The following is a 16,605-nucleotide window of genomic DNA, read 5'->3' as shown; positions in this document are numbered from 1 at the left end:
GCATATTTTTCTCGACGCAATTCTGTCAATAAGAATGGATGATGGAAAAAATTAAAATGCAAATGCATATATCATGAGTGACCTACCCCGCGTAACGATCACACGGCGCCACATGCCGGGAATTGCGTTTTTGACTTGACGGCCTGCCGGTCAGGAATATATTTTAAACTTAAAATATTATGTCGCCCGATATGCCATATTGGAGGCGGCGCGATAAGAATGGGAGCAGACATGCGCATCGTATGCATTGGTGGCGGCCCGGCCGGGCTTTATTTCGCTCTTCTGATGAAGAAGCTCCACCCGGAGCACGACATCACCGTGGTGGAGCGTAACCGGCCCTATGACACGTTTGGCTGGGGGGTTGTCTTCTCCGATGCGACCATGGAGGCGATGAAGGTCTGGGATCCAGAAAGCGCTGCGGAAATCCAGGACGCCTTCAATCATTGGGACGATATCGAGGTTCTGTTCAAGGGCACGCGCCAACGCACCTCCGGCCACGGCTTTGTCGGCATCGGCCGGAAGCGACTTCTGAACATCCTGCAGAAGCGCTGCGAGGCACTCGGCGTGACGCTCCAGTTCGAAACCGAGGTGGAGAGCGACCTCGACTTCTCCGACGCCGATCTCGTCATCGCGTCCGACGGTCTCAATTCCAAAATCCGCAACCGTTATTCAGAAATATTCGAACCCGATCTGGTGGTGCGGCCGAACCGCTATATCTGGCTCGGCACCGACAAACTTTTCGACGCCTTCACCTTCGATTTCCGCAAGACGGAGCACGGCTGGTTTCAGGCGCATATCTACAAGTTCGACGACAAGACCTCGACCTTCATCGTGGAAACGACCGAGGAAGCCTATCTGGCGCACGGGCTCGACAGGCTGGACCAGCAGGCTTCCATCGACTTCTGCGAAAAAGTGTTCACCGAAGTGCTCGAAGGCAGCAAACTGATGACCAATGCGCGCCATCTGCGCGGCTCGGCGTGGCTGAATTTCAGCCGGCTGATCTGCGGCAAATGGAGCCATTTCAACGGCAAGTCTCATGTCGTGCTGATGGGCGATGCGGCGCATACCGCGCATTTCGCCATTGGGTCGGGCACCAAGCTCGCCATTGACGACGCCATCGAACTCACCAATCAGTTCCAGAAGCTCGGCCACGACAGGGAGAGCATTCCCAGCGTGCTGGCGGCCTATGAGGACATTCGCCGCGTCGATGTCGCCCGCATCCAGAATGCCGCACGCAACGCGATGGAATGGTTCGAGGTGGTGGGCCGCCGCTATGCCGACACGCTGGAGCCGGAACAGTTCATGTATTCAATGCTGACGCGCTCGCAGCGCATCAGCCACGAAAACCTGCGCCTGCGCGACAGGACGTGGCTGGAAGGCTTCGAGCGCTGGTTCGCCCGCAAGCAGGGTTTGAACGTGACGGACGGCGAGCGCTGCCTGCCACCGATGTTCACGCCCTACAGGCTGCGCGATGTCACCCTGCCGAACCGCATCGTGGTTTCGCCGATGGCAATGTATTCGGCTACCGACGGGCTGATCGGCGATTTCCACCTGGTCCATCTCGGCAGCCGTGCCATGGGCGGCGCGGGCCTCGTCTTCGCCGAGATGACCTGCGTGTCGCCCGATGCGCGCATCACGCCCGGCTGCCTCGGCATCTGGAACGACGAACAGATGCAGGGCTGGAAGCGCCTCGTCGATTTCATCCACGGCAACAGCGACGCCAAGGTCGGAATGCAGATCGGCCATGCGGGCCGCAAGGGTTCGACCAGACTGGCCTGGGAAGGTATCGACCAGCCGCTCGAAGAGGGCGGATGGCCGCTCATCTCCGCCTCCGCCATGCCCTATATGGAACACAGCCAGACGCCGAAGGCAATGGATCGCGCCGATATGGACCGTGTGAAGGCGGATTTCGTCGCTGCCACGAAGCGTGCGGCGGAAGCTGGCGTCGACTGGCTGGAACTGCACTGCGCGCACGGCTATCTCCTGTCCAGCTTCCTCTCGCCGCTAACCAACCGCCGCGACGACGAATATGGCGGCAGCCACGAGAACCGCGCCCGCTATCCGCTAGAAGTCTTCCACGCGGTGCGCGCCGTGTGGCCCGAAAACAAGCCGATCTCCATCCGCCTCTCCTGCCATGACTGGTTCGAGGGCGGCAACACGCCGGATGATGCGGCGATCTTCTCCGATATGTTCAAGGCGGCCGGCGCCGACCTGATCGACTGTTCGTCGGGGCAGGTATGGAAGGACGAGAAGCCGGTCTATGGCCGCCTGTTCCAGACGCCGTTCTCCGACAAGATTCGCAATGAAATCCATATACCGACCATCGCGGTCGGCGCGATTTCGGAAGCCGACCACGCCAATTCGATCATTTCGGCCGGGCGCGCGGATCTCTGCGCCATCGCGCGGCCGCATCTGGCCGATCCGCACTGGTCGCTGCACGAGGCAGCAAAGATCGGACTGACCGGCATTGCATGGCCGAAGCAGTACCGCTCCGCCAAATATCAGTATGAAGCCAATCTTGCCCGCACGGCAGCCGCCCCGCAGCAGCCGACGAAGCAGGAGGCGTCATGATGGAGCATGTACTTTCCGGTCGCCATGCGCTCGTGACGGGTGCCGGCGGAGGCATCGGCGCGGCGATCGCGGCGCGGCTGGCCCACGCCGGCGCGCGCGTCACGCTGGCCGGCAGGCGGCGCGAGCCGCTGGAGGCCCTCGCGGCCACGCTCGGCACGGCGCAGACCTGCATCGTCTCCGGTTTCGACGTCACCGACCCCGCGACCATCGAGAAAGGACTGAAAGCGGCACAGGCCGCCTTTGGCCCGGTCGCCATACTGGTCAACAATGCTGGTGAGGCCCCAAGCGCCCCGTTCGACAAGACCACGCCGGATATGTGGAACCATGTAATCGCCGTCGATCTCGGCGGCGTCTTCAATGTCACCCAGGCCGTTCTGCCGGACCTCAAGGCCGGTGGCGAAGGCGGGCGCATCATCAATGTCGCGTCCACGGCTGGCCTGACGGGCTATGCCTATGTGTCGGCCTATTGCGCGGCAAAGCACGGCGTCGTGGGTCTCACACGCGCGCTGGCGCTGGAACTGGCGAAGAAGGGCATCACCGTCAATGCGGTGTGCCCCGGCTTCACCGACACGCCGATCATCGCCCGGTCCATCGACGAAATCGTGCAGAAAACAGGGCGCACGCCTGGGGAAGCTCTGGGTGAATTCGTGAAAGCCAATCCACAGGGGCGACTGGTCCGGCCGGAGGAAGTGGCCGACACCGTCTTCTGGCTGGCGACGCCCGGCGCACAATCGATCAACGGACAGGCGATTGCGGTCGCCGGTGGGGAGGTTCTGGCAGGATGAGTGACAAGATGAACGACGGGCGCGTTTCGATGGCTTCAAACCTAAAGCCATACAGGGATTATCGGGCGAAGCATTTTCTCTGGGAAACCAGCGAGGATGGTCGCGTCGCCACGCTGACGCTCAACCGTCCCGACCGCAAAAACCCCCTCACCTTCGAGAGCTATGCCGAACTGCGCGACCTGTTCCGCGCGCTGGTTTATGCCTCCGACGTGCGCGCCGTGGTGATCACCGGCGCGGGTGGCAATTTCTCCTCCGGCGGCGATGTGTTCGAGATCATCGAGCCACTGACCCATATGAGCATGCCCGACCTTCTGGCTTTCACCCGCATGACAGGCGACGTAGTCAAAGCCATGCGCAAATGCCCGCAGCAGATCGTTTCGGCGGTGGACGGCATTTGCGCCGGCGCGGGCGCGATCCTCGCCATGGCGTCGGACCTGCGACTTGCGACGCCGGAAGCCAAAACCGCCTTCCTGTTCACCCGCGTCGGGCTGGCAGGCGCGGATATGGGCGCTTGCGGCATCCTGCCGAGGCTCATCGGTCAGGGCCGCGCGGCGGAACTGCTCTATACAGGCCGCATCATGAGCGCGGATGAAGGCGAGCGCTGGGGCTTTTTCAATGCGCTGCACCCACAGGCCGAACTGATCGGCAAGGCTGAGGCGCTGGCGCGTTCCATCGCCGACGGCCCATGGTTCGCGCATGGCATGACCAAGACCATGCTCAATCAGGAATGGGCGATGGGGATCGACGAACTGGTGGAATCCGAGGCGCAGGCGCAGGCAATCTGCATGGCCACGCAGGATTTCCGCCGCGCCTTCGAAGCTTTCGCCGCCAAGCGCAAGCCAGCCTTCGAGGGGAACTGAGCCGATGAGCGACACAACGCCGACGCCCGCTCTGACGCGCGATCATCTCGACTGGCCATTTTTTGATGCCGCACATGGCGAATGGGCAGCAAAGCTCGATGCCTTTGCCGCAAGCCCGGCACTTGCCGCCGTCGATCATGCCGAAACGGATGCCACCTGCCGCGCGCTGGTGCGCGCGCTGGGTAAGGCCGGGCTGCTGGATGCCGCCGTCAGCCTTGCAGGCGGCGAAGGCATCGATTCCCGCCGGCTTTGCATCGCACGCGAAACGCTTGCCTATCATGACGGGCTGGCGGACTTCGCCTTCGCCATGCAGGGGCTGGGCACCGGCGCGATCAGCCTGACCGGCTCGCAGGCACTGAAGGAGGCCGTGCTACCGAAGGTGGCGCGCGGCGAATGGATTTCGGCCTTCGCGCTCTCTGAAAAGCTGGCCGGCTCCGACGTCGCTGCCATGCGCTGCGCCGCCCGGCTGGAAGACGACCATTACGTGCTCGACGGCGAAAAGACATGGATTTCCAACGGCGGCATCGCTGATGTCTACACGGTTTTTGCGCGCACCGGCGAAGCGCCAGGTACGCGCGGCATTTCAGCCTTCGTGGTCTATGCCGACGATCCGGGCTTTTCCATCGCCGAGCGCATCGATGTGATCGCGCCGCATCCGCTGGCAACGATCCGCTTTGACAAGTGCCGCATTCCCGCGGGCCGCCGCCTGGGTGCTGCGGGCGAAGGCTTCAAGATCGCCATGCGCACGCTCGATATTTTCCGCGCGTCGGTCGCCGCCGCCGCCCTCGGCTTTGCGCGGCGCGCGGCAGCGGAAGCGCTCGCCCATGCACGCAGCCGCCCGATGTTCGGCGGCACACTCAGTGACCTGCAACTGACGCAGGCCACCCTCGGCGACATGGCGACCGAGATCGATGCCGCAGCCCTTCTCACCTATCGCGCCGCCTGGCGCCGCGACGTGCAGAAGCTGAACACCACCAAGGAGGCCGCCATGGCCAAGATGGTGGCCACGGAAAACGCACAAGGCGTCATCGACCGCGCCGTGCAGATGTTCGGCGGGCGCGGCGTGAAGAGCGGCGAAATCACCGAGCGGCTTTACCGCGAAATCCGTGCGCTGCGCATCTATGAAGGCGCGACAGAGGTCCAGAAGCTCATCATCGCGCGCGAACTCATGAAAGCGGGCTGACCCGCCCGTTTCGTCCAAGATTTCCCTGGAGACCACGACATGCACAAAACTCTTCAGCCGCAGGGCTGGGCCCGCCCGATAGGTTATGCCAACGGCGTCGAGGCGCGCGGGCGTCTGATCTTCATCGGCGGACAGATCGGCTGGAACGGACAGCAGCAGTTCGAAACCGACGATTTCGTGGAACAGACCGGCCAGACGCTACAGAACATCGTGGATGTGCTGGCGGAAGCCGGCGGCAGGCCGGAACATATCACCTCGATGACGTGGTATTTCACCGACAAGGCCGAATACAACGCCAATCTCAAAGGTATCGGCCGCGTCTATCGCGACATCATCGGCAAGCATTTCCCGGCCATGGCGGCAGTGCAGGTCGTTGCACTGGTCGAGGACCGCGCCAAGATCGAAATCCAGGCTCATGCCGTCATCCCCGATTGAGGCTCGTATGACCGCTTTTTCCGATACCGTGCGCGGTAGCGTGGCCGATGGCGTGCTGATCGTGACGATCGACAACCCCCCGGTTAACGCCACATCGGCCGATGTACGGGCCGGGCTGCTCGCCGCGCTTCGACATGCGCAGACGGCCAGCGCCATCCGCGCCATGGTGATCACCGGCGCGGGAAAGACCTTCATCGGCGGCGCGGATATCCGTGAATTCGGGAAGCCGGCGATCGAGCCGACATTGCCTTCCGTCGTCGCGGCGATCGAGGCCGCCGACAAGCCGGTTGTTACGGCGCTCAATGGCGCGGCGCTGGGCGGCGGGCTGGAAGTGGCGCTGGCGGCGCATGGCCGCATCGCGGCCGCAAAGGCCAGTCTCGCCTTGCCGGAGGTCAGGCTCGGCATCGTGCCGGGCGCCGGCGGCACGCAACGTCTGCCGCGTCTCGTCGGCGCGCCGGCCGCGCTCCACATGGTGGCGACGGGCCGCGCCATGACGGCGGCGGAAGCACAGGAAGCCGGCCTGATCGACCGCGTCAGTGACGATCTCATGACGGAGGCCATCGCCTTCGCCCTTTCGCTCGTGGACGAGCCGCTCCGCCGCACCTCGGCGCTTCCGGTCCCGGGCTTCGATGACGTCACCTTCGAACAGGCAAAGCGGCAGATCGTTAGAAAGGCGCGCGGCGCCACCGCGCCGCAGGAAGCCGCGCGACTGGTCGCGCTTTCCGCCACCGCCGCCTTCGATGACGGTGTGGCCGAGGAACGCGCCACTTTCCTGCGCCTGCGCGACAGTGCGGAAGCGGCTGCGCTGCGCCATCTGTTCTTCGCCGAGCGCGCCGCCGGCAAGGTTGAGGGCCTGACCGCGGAACCCCGCGCGCTTGCGACCATCGGCATTGCCGGAACCGGCCTGATGGGTGCCGGCATTGCCGCCGCCTGCCTTGCCGCTGGCTATCGCGTCATCGGCTACGAACAGAACCAACAAGCCGCCGAGGCGGGACGCGCCCGCATCGCCGGGCTGATCGACAAGGCGGTCGCAGTCGGAAAGCTGACGCAGGACGCTGCCGGGACGCAAAAGGCCCGACTCGTCACCACCGCCGATCCGGCCGAGCTTGCGGCTGCGGAACTGGTCATCGAAGCGGTGTTCGACGATTTCGATGTGAAGGTCGCCCTGTTTCGCACGCTGGACAGCCTATTGCCGTCGGAGACGATCCTCGCCACCAATACGAGCTATCTCAACCCCGATGCGCTAGCAACCGTCACGGGCCGCGCCGACCGCGTGCTCGGCCTGCATTTCTTCTCGCCGGCCAACGTGATGCGCCTCGCCGAAGTGGTGCGCTGCGCCGCGACCTCCGATGAAACGCTCGCCACCGGCATCGCTTTCGTGCGTAGACTCCGGAAGCTGCCCATCGTTACCGGCGTCGCCGAAGGCTTCGTCGGCAACCGCATCTTTTCCGCTTATCGCACGGAAGCGGAAGCCATGTTGGCCGAAGGCGCCTATCCCGAAGACATTGACCGCGCCATGGAAAATTACGGCTTTCCCATGGGCCTCTTCGCTGTCAACGACATGACCGGGCTGGAAATCGCCTGGGCGCGACGCAAGCGCCTTGCCGCCAGCCGCGATCCAAACGTGCCTTATTTCGACGTTGCCGACAGGCTTTGCGAGGCGGGCCGGTTCGGACGCAAGACCGGGCGTGGCTGGTACATCTACCGCGACGGCGAGAAAGTCAGCGATCCAGAAGTCCATGCCTTGATCGATGGCTGGCGCGCGCAGAACGGCGTCACGCCAGCGAACTATGCCGAGGCGGCCATCATGCGCCGGCTGCTCGGCGCCATGGCACGCGAGGGACAAGCCCTGCTCGACGCCGGCATTGCCCGCCATCCCGACGATATCGACCTTGTGCTCGTCAACGGCTACGGATTTCCGTCCGTCAAAGGCGGGCCGATGTTCGCCGCACGCCAGACCGGTTCAACGTGATTGAGCTGAACGAAGCCTTTGCCAGCCAATGCCTCGCGACGCAGCGGGACGCGGCATCGCCATCGCGCTCGAAAGGGCGTGAAGGCCGGCCGTCAGCAGAGCCTTTGCAGGAGCTTCTGCGTGGTCTCGATATCCTGCACCATCAGCGCGCCCGCCTTCTGCGCCTCACCGGCGCGGATCGCGTCCAGCATCTGGTAGTGATAAGCCGAATAGGGATGGATGATCCCGTCATCCACCTGCTGCCTTACGTGGTTGGACAGGAGGCGCATGTAAGGCCCAAGCCTCAACCAAAGCGTCTCGATCATCCGAGGCAGGATTTCCGATCCCGACAGCTCGTAGATCGTGAAATGAAATTCCTGATTCTTGCGCAACATCTCGTAGACCCTGCCTTCCTGCCCCAGCGCCTCGTGCTCCTGCGCCAGCGTCAGGCAGCGCTCGACATCGGCCGCGCTCATGCGCGGCGTCGCCAGTTCGGTGGCGAGACCTTCCAGCGAAATGCGTACCCGGCAGATATCGTCGAGCCGCGCCCGTGAGATGTCCGGCACACGCGCCGATCCGTTGCGCGCGATTTCCAGTCCGTTTTCCGCCGCAAGCCGCCGCAATGCCTCGCGCACCGGCATGTGGCTGGTGCCGAATTCGGAGGCGAGCGCCGCGATGGTCACCACCTGCGACGGCTCGAACGATCCCCACATCAGGGCGTGGCGCAACTGCTCGTAGACGCCGTCCTGCACGGTCACGCGTGAAGATACTTTCGACAAGCGGTTTTCACCGATCATAAGCTTCCACTTCTCCTCATACCGCCGCCAGTCTGTCCAGCGCGTCGCAGAGCGCTTCGGTCTCCGCAAGCGACGTTACGGCTCCGGGCGAAAAGCGCAAGGTCCGGCTGCGGCAATCGCAATAAAAGCCTTCGGCCTTCAGCGCCGCCATGATCGCAGCTGCGGCCTCACCGGAAGCCGCCTGCACCATCACGCTGCCGCCCCGCTCCCCGGCAGCGGCCGGCGAGGCCAGCCTCAGTCTGGGATTAGCCGCAACGCGCTCCGCGATCAAGCCGGTGAGCCGGCCATTGTGCGGGGAAAGCGCGTCAACGCCTGTCTCCATCACGAAATCGAGGCCCGGCTGCGAGGCGATGGCCGCCAGCACGGCGGGCGTGCCATGGTCAAAGCGGCGTGCGTCGCCAGCATAGTCGAAAGCGTCGAGATCCCATGAGAACGGGTTGGGCTGGCTGAACCAGCCGCGCAGTTCCGGCCGGCACCCGGCCATGAGATCGGGCCGGACATAGAGCATGCCCGCGCCCGAACTGCCGCACAGCCATTTGAGCGACGAGCCGACCACGACATCGATCCCGCCGACCGCGAAGGGTCGTATGCCGACACCCTGCGTGATATCCGCGACCACGATGGTGTCGTGCTTCTGCGCATGCGTGGCGATCAGATCGAGATCGGCAAGTTTCGATGTGGTGGAGGAAACCCATGTAACCAGCGCCAGCGCCACGTCGCTGCCCCAGGCATCGATAAAATCCTCGTCGCGCACATAGGCCTCGCCCTGACGCACGGGCACGGTTTTGAGCGTGAATCCGAAGCGCGCCTGTAGGCCTGCCAGCAGGAAATGCAGGCTTGGGAAGCAGTCGGCGGCGGTCAGGATGCACCGGCCACGCAGCCGCTCTTCCGGCAGGGCGCCGATCAGGCTGTAGAGCGCCAGCGTCACGTTTTCCACCGTGGTCATGGAGCCGGCCGGCGCGCCGATCAGCCGTTCCCAGCTCTGGATGAAATGTGCCCGTTCGGCCAGCATCGCTGGCCATTGCGCGTCGTTTTCCGCCGACCAGATGGCCGCATAACGATCGAGCGCCGTTTTCACCTTTTCCGCCTTGCCGGGAAAGGTGCCGATGGAATGATAGAGAAAGTAGCCGCTCATGCGCTGCCTGCCGGATTGCTGGTGATGGTGTGGCCCCGATGACTGATGGTTTCGTCTACCGGGTCTTTTCCTTGCGGAAGCGCGCTTCGAGAAGCCCAACGAGGCGCACGAGCGGCAGCAGCAAAATGAGATAGACCACCGCCGCACCGATCAGCGGCGTCGGATTGGCATAGAGCGCCTGTGCGTCCTGCGCCTCCTTCAGAAGCTCGGGCAGCGCCACGGTGGAAGCGAGCGCGGTGTCCTTGAACATGGAGACGCAGTTGCTGGTGGTCGGCGGGATGATGATGCGGATCGCCTGCGGCAAGACCACCTTCCACAGGGTCACGGGGAAGGAAATGCCCAACGCCGACGCCGCCTCGAACTGGCCGCGCGGCACGCTTTCGATGCCGGACCGGAACACTTCCGCCGAATAGGCCGCCATGACCATGGAAAAAGACATGATCGCCGAGGTCCACGCGGAAAAGCGGATGCCGATGAAGGGCAGCGCATAATAGATGAGGATCAGCACCACCAGAACCGGCATGGCGCGGAACACGTCGATATAGGCGATGGCGAGAAAGCGCAGCAGCTTCGGGGCATAGAGCCGGACGATGCTGATCAATAGGCCGAAAAGCACGCCGAAGAAGATGCTGGCCATGCCGATGAGAAAGGTGTTGAGCAGGCCGCGGCCGAGCGCCGGCAGGCTTGAAGCAAGGACATCGGCGTTCAAAAAGGTTTCGACGAATGTCATGTTGGCATCCTTCGCAGGCAGCTGCCGAAGATGGGCCGATCCCGCGCCTCGGCCCGTCGGTCACTGAAAATGTCAAGGCTTGGGGATCGGCGCGACCGTCACCGTGGAGGAGCCGGCCACCGGATCGGTGCCGAACCACTTCTTGTGGATCGCCGTCGTGGTGCCGTCCTGTTTCATCGCCGTGATGGCGTCGTTGAGCTTGCCGAGCAGCGGATGGTCCTTGGCCATCATCAGCCCGTACTGCTCGCCGGTCTGGATACGGTCCTTGACGGCGAAGCCTTTCATCTTGAGGAAGAGATGCTCCATGCCGGGAACATCGGAAATCACCGCATCGATGCGACCGGCGCCCAGATCAAGGAACAGGTCCTGCTGCGAATTATAGCCCTTGATGTCGGCGAAGCCCTTGGCGTCCTTGTTGTGCCTCACCCATTTCTCGCCGGTAGAACCGGACAGCGCGCCGACCGTCTTGCCCTTGAGATCGTCCAGCCCCTTGACCGGGCTATCGGCCTTGGTGGCAACGCCGATGTCGGAATCGTAATAGGGCTGTGTGAAGGACTGCGATTTCAACCGCTCCGGCGTGATCGTGATGGAAGATACCGCCACATCGATGCGGCGCGAGGTGGTGGCGGCGAACAGTGCCTGAAAGCCGTAATCGGCCACTTCCGGCGTCAGCCCGGCGCGCTTGGCCGCCTCCGAGGCGATATCGATCTCGAAGCCCTCGAATGTGCCGTCGGCCTTTTTCAGTTCGAAGGGCGGATTGTTGGGATAGGCGCCGATGGCCAGCATATCGGCGGCGAGCGAAGCCGATGTTACGGCAAGAACACCGGCAAGGCCCGCCATGGCCAGAAAAGCGCCGCGTTGTATCGTCATCATATTGGTCCCTCTCTGAATGGTTGCGGCCGCTTCTATTGGCGGAGCTTCCCGGCTTCCGTTAGTCCCGACGGCCTGTTTTGATTATTTGATCATAGAGAATTTTAAGTTTCAACTAAAATCGCTCGACGCTCTCACCGGGCGATCAGGGCGTGTCGCGATCCGTCGCCGGTCACAAACTGCGATTTTATGGCCGATACAGATGATTGACGCCAGCCGGCAGCCCTGCCGTCAGGGTTCCTTTCCGGCCAGGAAAAGTCGTAGGGGGATGGCTTGCGGCGTGTCATGCGCACGCCGCGCGGTCATGACAGCCAGCCTCGTGCCCTATTCCTCGCCGCTGCCGGAAAGGTGGTTGCCGACCGAATTCTTGATCTTTTTCATGTCGGCCAGCAGGGCGCCAATCGTATCATGATCGACATCGGCCATCAGATCGCGCAGCCAGCCCTCATGCACCCGCGCCATGCGAGCGAAGGTGGTCTGCCCCGCTTCCGTCAGCCGCGCGACCGTGACGCGGCGGTCGTCGCCGGGCGTCTCGCGGCGCACCAGACCGTCCGCCTCCAACCGCTCGACAAGGCCGGTAATGTTGCCGTTGGTCACCATGGTGCGGCGCGACAGTTCGCCGAGCCGCAGGCCGTTCGGCTCGCGGTCGAGCTGGGCGAGAATGTCGAACTGCGGCAGCGTCGCGCCGAATTCGTTGCGCAGGCGGCGGCGGATTTCCTGCGAGATGAGCCGCGTCGTCGCCAGCATGCGCAACCAGAGGCGGAGTTCCTGCTTTTCGCCCTCGTCCACTTCCCCGACTATAATTTCAAGATCCACCGGCATCGCCCACCTCATTTACCCGCCGCATAGCCTCGCATGGCGGCAGAACGACAATTGCGTCAGGACGCCGATATTTCAAGCCTAAATGGAAAGCTCGCCGCGATTGCAAGGTGCGTTATACCTGAATGCATATGTTTTCCACATCGGGCCGACCTGCCACGCCCATGAAGTAAAATTCTTCGCTCGCGAATTCCCGATCATGAGGGTTTCTCGGCGCAAACAGCCTTCTTGATCAAATGATTTTTTATACCAGAGATGCTTGCAAGAACATATTTTCTCTCATAGGCTTTCCACAACGCCTGACAAGACCGGTTCAACAAGACCGCACATATGCCGGCGCCGGCTCAGGGCGAAATGGGGGAATTCATGAGCAATACATCCGTTCTTTCCGGCCTTGCGTCGGGCCTGCTGTCGGGTGCCGTCAGCGTCGTCGACATCACCGCGCCGCTCGGACCCGACACGCCGGTCCTCTATCTGCCGCCGCAGTTCGGCAGGAACACTCCCAACGTCAAGGTCCACACCATCAGCCAGTACGATCAGGACGGCCCGTTCTGGGCATGGAACTGGATCGAACTCGGTGAGCACACCGGCACACATTTTGACGCGCCGTGTCACTGGGTCACCGGCAAGGACCACGAAAACAACACCACCGATACCATCCCACCGCAGAATTTCGTGGCGCCGGCCAATGTGATCGACCGCTCCGCCGAAGCCGCCGCCGACCCGGACTATCTGCTGACAGCGGAAAGCATCAAAGAATGGGAAGCCGAACACGGCGAGATCGAGGCCGGCTCCTGGGTGCTGATGCGCACCGACTGGTACAAGCGCAACGGCTCGACTGAGGCATTCCTCAATGCCGACGAGAACGGCCCGCATTCGCCCGGCCCGACGCCAGACGCCATCGAATATCTGCTGTCGAAGGGCATCATCGGCTGGGGTCAGGAGACGGTCGGCACCGATGCCGGCGCCGCTGGCGGCATGAACCCGCCCTTCCCTGCACACAATCTGATGCACAAGGCCAACAGATACGGCCTCGCCAGCCTCAGCAATCTCGACCAGTTGCCGCCCAAGGGCGCGATCCTGATCGCCGCGCCGCTTAAATTCGTCAAGGGCACCGGCTCGCCGGTCCGCGCTCTGGCGCTGATCGCCTGACAATCCGCGCGGGGCGCACAGGCTCCCCGCCGCTCCATATCCAAATGCAGAACCCCGCGCCGGAAGAGTACGGCGCGGGGTTCTGCATTCTGATCGTCCATTTGAGATCGGTTTTCAGGGCATGATGGCCAGAACCCGCAGCGGACTGCCCGATCCGTTGAGTATCTTGAGCGGCGCAGTGATCAGGATCGCCCCGGTCGGTGGAAGTTGGTCGAGATTGGTGAGACATTGCAGGCCGTAGCGACCGTTGCCGTGCAGGAAGTGATGCGCTGGGTGCGGCGGCTCGAAATGGCTGGCCTGCCCGGCATCGGTGCCTATGGTTTCGGTCCCGAAACCTAAAATGCCGCGCTCCTTCACCAGCCATTCCATGACATCCGCGTCCGGCCCCGGCGTGTGCGGGCCGTCCTCCAGCAGGTTGGCATAGTCGCGATGCGACCGTTTCGACCAGTCGGTGCGCATCAGTACCCAGTGTCCGGGGGAGATGCGCCCGTGCTCCTTTTCCCACGCCTCAACGAAGGGGCGCGTCAGCAGGAAATCCGCATCCGCCGCAGCATCCGCCGCGCAGTCGATCACGCAGGCGGCGGCGACCAGATTTTGCAGCGGCAGCGTGTCCACCGAATTATTGGGCAGGTCCTTACCCGTAAACCAGTGGATCGGCGCGTCGAAATGCGTACCCGTATGCTCGCCGACGGTGATGTTGTTCCAGTACCAGCCGGGGCCGCGCTCGTCATAGCGCGAGATTTCCTGAATGCGCACCGGCGAGGATTGCCCGAATTCGGGCGGTAGCGCGATCACCGGGAAATCGGGCGTCAGTGTGATTGTGAGATCGACCACGCGCAGCGCGCCGCCGGCAATCGCGGCGGCAATATCGAGAGGCTTGATGTCGGTCATGGTTTCACCTGCTATTGGTTGAGTTCCCGCTCGGCCGCCTTGGGATTGGCGGCGAGCCTGCGCCGCACATCTTCGGCCACGTCGCCGACGAACGTGTCCTCGACGCCTTTTTCCAGCGCGTTCACGATGGCCTTCGCGACCAGTTTGGGCGCGACCTTCGGTGGTGGCACGGTCTGGAACCATTCCGTGTCGAGCGGCCCGGTGAAGACGTTGAGCACGCGCACACCGCCGGCGCGCAATTCGCCGCGCAGGCAGTGCGACAGCGACAGGCAGGCGGCTTCCATGGCGCTGTAGGTGCCGTAGGGCGCCCAGTTCGCCAGCGCGTGGACAGACAGGAGATTGACCCATGCGGCCGCACTGTTGACGCCGTCCGCGCCGCGTCCGCGCATGGCAGGGCCGAAGGCCTGCGCCAGATGCACCATGCCGAGATAAAGCTGCTCGATCTCGACCTTGATGTCGTTGACGCCGTGGCGGTCGAGAAGCCCTCCCGGACGGATATATTCCGCCGTGTTGACCAGAATATCCACCTTGCCGCCGATGTCCCGGGCAAGGTTCTGCACCGAGCGTTCGTCCGCCACATCGAGCGGAACGATCTTGTATTGCGCAAGCGCGTCCTCGCCCGCAAAAGGTTTCCACGGATCGGCCAGCCCGACAGAGACCGTCGCGCCCGCCTCGGCCAGAGCCGCCGCCACCGCCTGCCCCACGGGCGTGCGCCCGTTGGTAACCAGCGCACGGCGGAATTTGGGTGTCGCCGTCATTTCACGCCACTGCCTGTCATCAGCCCAGTTCTCCGATTTTTCGACCGGCATCGCGAAGCAGGCGACCTGCCCGGCCTTGTCGAGTTGCAGGGACATTTTTGCCCGTTCGCCCATTTCGCAGCCGTCATGCAGATGGGCAACCATGGTTGGGCCGCAATCGAGCTTGACCAGGCCGATGCGCCACGGCGCGCGCTCACGGAAATAGACGTCCGCCGGCACGCGGATCGTCGTTTCCGACAGGACCGTTCCGTCATCGGGCGCGTCCTTCAACGGCAGTTCCGACGACAGGCAATTCGGGCAGGCGTCATGCGCCGGATAGCAATATTGCCCGCATTCGGCGCAGCACTGCATGGCGAAACGCCCTTGCGCCGCCGCCTGCGTCAGCAACTGGCCAGCGCGGCTGCGCACCTGCGGCAGCGGCGCCTGCTGGCTGGTCTTTTTGAGCGGGTTCTTGCGGCCCGGCCGCTTCAACGGTGCAATCATCGCTCCTCTCCCGCCAGTATCACCGCGCCGGACGACAGGCCGCGCTCGTAATTGATCATGCCGAAGCCTGACGCCAGCCCCACCTTCGCCTTCACCACCTGCGTCGGCCCGGCCGTGCCCAGCACCTGCCGCAGCGCCTCCGTGACACCGAGATATGCACCGGCCGCTCCCGCCTGCCCGACCGAAAGCTGGCCGCCCGACGTGTTATGCGGGAAATTGCCGCCGATGGTCAGGTCGTGCTGTCGCACGAATTCCGCGCCCTCGCCCTTCTTGCAGAAGCCCAGATCCTCAAGCTGCATCATCACGATGACCGGATAATCGTCATAGGTCTGCACGAAATCGAGTTGGCCCGGCGTGACCCCGGCCATAGCGTAGAGATCGTCTATGTCGGCCACCCATCCGCCATGGTTCTGCACATCGTCGCCGATGCGGGCATTGTGACGCTCGATGGAACCCAGAATCTTCGCGCCCTTCAGCCCCTGCGCCGCCGCCGTCTCCTCGCGCATGACGAGAAAGGCCTCGCCCCCTGCGCAGGGCATGACGCAGTCGAACAGATGGATCGGATCGGAGATCGGCCGCGCTGCCATATATTGCTCCAGCGTCAGCGGGGTCTTCATCAGCGCGTTGGGATTGCGCATCGCATTGGAGCGCTGCGCCACCGCGATGCGGCCGAGGTCCTCGCGCGTCACGCCGAAGCGCTCCATATAATGACGCGCGATCAGCGCGAAACTGGCATTGGCCCCACCCGCCCCGTAAGGGTAAACCGCGTCCTGCGAGAAACGGGAGAAATTCTCAAGCGTGCGACGGAACGAGTCGACATGGTTGGTATCGCCCGCCACGCAGGCCACCACGTCGCAGTCGCCCGCCTGAACCGCGCGCGCCGCCCGGCGGATCGCCGCGATGGCGCTCGCACCGCCGAGCGGAATATGGTCGAGCCAGCGCGGGCTGAGACCGAAATGCTGCGTCAGCCCGATCGCCGTATCCGGGCCGACGGTGAAGCTCGACAGGCAGAATCCGTCGAAATCACGCGCGCGGATACCCGATGCATCGACCAGCGCCCGCAGCGCGCGGCCGATCCACCAATGCGCGCTTTCGATAGAGTAGCGCGTATAGGGCACCGTCACCGGCGAGGTGACGACGACGCCGTCATAGGGTTGTCTTCTGGAAACGGATCTGGCCATTCAA

15 protein-coding genes are annotated in these 16,605 nt (G+C 63.5%); 7 read left to right on the top strand and 8 right to left on the bottom strand.

The window, feature by feature from the left end:
• Positions 1 to 231 precede the first annotated feature (231 nt).
• Genes AVM02_RS01415 through AVM02_RS01390 form a run of 6 tightly spaced genes read left to right on the top strand, consistent with a single transcriptional unit; the run spans position 232 to position 7,806 of the window.
• Positions 232 to 2,571: a bifunctional salicylyl-CoA 5-hydroxylase/oxidoreductase gene (locus tag AVM02_RS01415; RefSeq protein WP_411505230.1), complete on the top strand. Its 2,340-nt coding sequence runs from the start codon at positions 232 to 234 to the stop codon at positions 2,569 to 2,571.
• Entirely contained in the window at positions 2,568 to 3,356 is a 789-nt protein-coding gene (locus tag AVM02_RS01410; protein WP_411505229.1) for an SDR family NAD(P)-dependent oxidoreductase, read from the top strand. Before AVM02_RS01415 ends, AVM02_RS01410 begins: the two co-directional genes overlap by 4 nt.
• Before the next feature lie 8 nt (positions 3,357 to 3,364).
• On the top strand, positions 3,365 to 4,216 hold the full coding sequence (locus tag AVM02_RS01405) for an enoyl-CoA hydratase family protein (protein WP_411505301.1): 852 nt from the start codon (positions 3,365 to 3,367) through the stop codon (positions 4,214 to 4,216).
• Between the two features lie 4 nt (positions 4,217 to 4,220).
• Entirely contained in the window at positions 4,221 to 5,399 is a 1,179-nt protein-coding gene (locus AVM02_RS01400; RefSeq protein ID WP_411505228.1) for an acyl-CoA dehydrogenase family protein, read from the top strand.
• A gap of 39 nt (positions 5,400 to 5,438) precedes the next feature.
• The gene (locus AVM02_RS01395) at positions 5,439 to 5,834 is read left to right on the top strand and encodes a RidA family protein (protein ID WP_411505227.1); all 396 of its coding nucleotides are present in this window, start codon (positions 5,439 to 5,441) and stop codon (positions 5,832 to 5,834) included.
• A gap of 7 nt (positions 5,835 to 5,841) precedes the next feature.
• The gene (locus AVM02_RS01390) at positions 5,842 to 7,806 is read left to right on the top strand and encodes a 3-hydroxyacyl-CoA dehydrogenase NAD-binding domain-containing protein (RefSeq protein ID WP_411505226.1); all 1,965 of its coding nucleotides are present in this window, start codon (positions 5,842 to 5,844) and stop codon (positions 7,804 to 7,806) included.
• A 92-nt stretch (positions 7,807 to 7,898) separates the two neighbouring features.
• Here AVM02_RS01390 and AVM02_RS01385 read toward each other — a convergent pair whose 3' ends face one another.
• The 5 genes from AVM02_RS01385 to AVM02_RS01365 all read right to left on the bottom strand — a co-directional run bounded on the left by AVM02_RS01385 (position 7,899) and on the right by AVM02_RS01365 (position 12,139).
• On the bottom strand, positions 7,899 to 8,582 hold the full coding sequence (locus AVM02_RS01385) for a GntR family transcriptional regulator (RefSeq protein ID WP_411505225.1): 684 nt from the start codon (positions 8,580 to 8,582) through the stop codon (positions 7,899 to 7,901).
• A gap of 16 nt (positions 8,583 to 8,598) precedes the next feature.
• Entirely contained in the window at positions 8,599 to 9,717 is a 1,119-nt protein-coding gene (locus AVM02_RS01380; RefSeq protein ID WP_411505224.1) for an aminotransferase class V-fold PLP-dependent enzyme, read from the bottom strand.
• Positions 9,718 to 9,772: 55 nt separating this feature from the next.
• Positions 9,773 to 10,447 (bottom strand): amino acid ABC transporter permease, encoded by a 675-nt coding sequence (locus AVM02_RS01375; protein WP_411505223.1) that lies wholly within the window; start codon positions 10,445 to 10,447, stop codon positions 9,773 to 9,775.
• 72 nt (positions 10,448 to 10,519) lie between these two features.
• Positions 10,520 to 11,317, bottom strand: a complete 798-nt coding sequence (locus AVM02_RS01370) for an ABC transporter substrate-binding protein (protein WP_411505300.1) — start codon at positions 11,315 to 11,317, stop codon at positions 10,520 to 10,522.
• Positions 11,318 to 11,641: 324 nt separating this feature from the next.
• Complete coding sequence (locus tag AVM02_RS01365) at positions 11,642 to 12,139, bottom strand: MarR family winged helix-turn-helix transcriptional regulator (protein ID WP_411505222.1); 498 nt, start codon at positions 12,137 to 12,139, stop codon at positions 11,642 to 11,644.
• Between the two features lie 363 nt (positions 12,140 to 12,502).
• Between AVM02_RS01365 and AVM02_RS01360 the strand changes: the two genes are divergently transcribed.
• On the top strand, positions 12,503 to 13,288 hold the full coding sequence (locus AVM02_RS01360; RefSeq protein WP_411505221.1) for a cyclase family protein: 786 nt from the start codon (positions 12,503 to 12,505) through the stop codon (positions 13,286 to 13,288).
• Positions 13,289 to 13,402: 114 nt separating this feature from the next.
• Here the strand turns inward: AVM02_RS01360 and AVM02_RS01355 are convergent, their stop codons facing one another.
• The 3 genes from AVM02_RS01355 to AVM02_RS01345 are packed head-to-tail and all read right to left on the bottom strand — an operon-like array spanning position 13,403 to position 16,601.
• Complete coding sequence (locus AVM02_RS01355; protein ID WP_411505220.1) at positions 13,403 to 14,179, bottom strand: cyclase family protein; 777 nt, start codon at positions 14,177 to 14,179, stop codon at positions 13,403 to 13,405.
• A gap of 11 nt (positions 14,180 to 14,190) precedes the next feature.
• Entirely contained in the window at positions 14,191 to 15,420 is a 1,230-nt protein-coding gene (locus tag AVM02_RS01350; protein WP_411505219.1) for an SDR family NAD(P)-dependent oxidoreductase, read from the bottom strand.
• On the bottom strand, positions 15,417 to 16,601 hold the full coding sequence (locus AVM02_RS01345) for a thiolase family protein (protein WP_411505218.1): 1,185 nt from the start codon (positions 16,599 to 16,601) through the stop codon (positions 15,417 to 15,419). The genes AVM02_RS01350 and AVM02_RS01345 overlap by 4 nt, the downstream gene beginning before the upstream one ends.
• Positions 16,602 to 16,605 lie beyond the last annotated feature (4 nt).

The organism is Brucella anthropi, from assembly GCF_046630315.1.
GTDB lineage: Bacteria > Pseudomonadota > Alphaproteobacteria > Rhizobiales > Rhizobiaceae > Brucella > Brucella anthropi_A.
The sequence above is the reverse complement of the archived record's forward strand: the minus strand, read 5'-3'. Positions and strand labels throughout refer to the sequence as shown.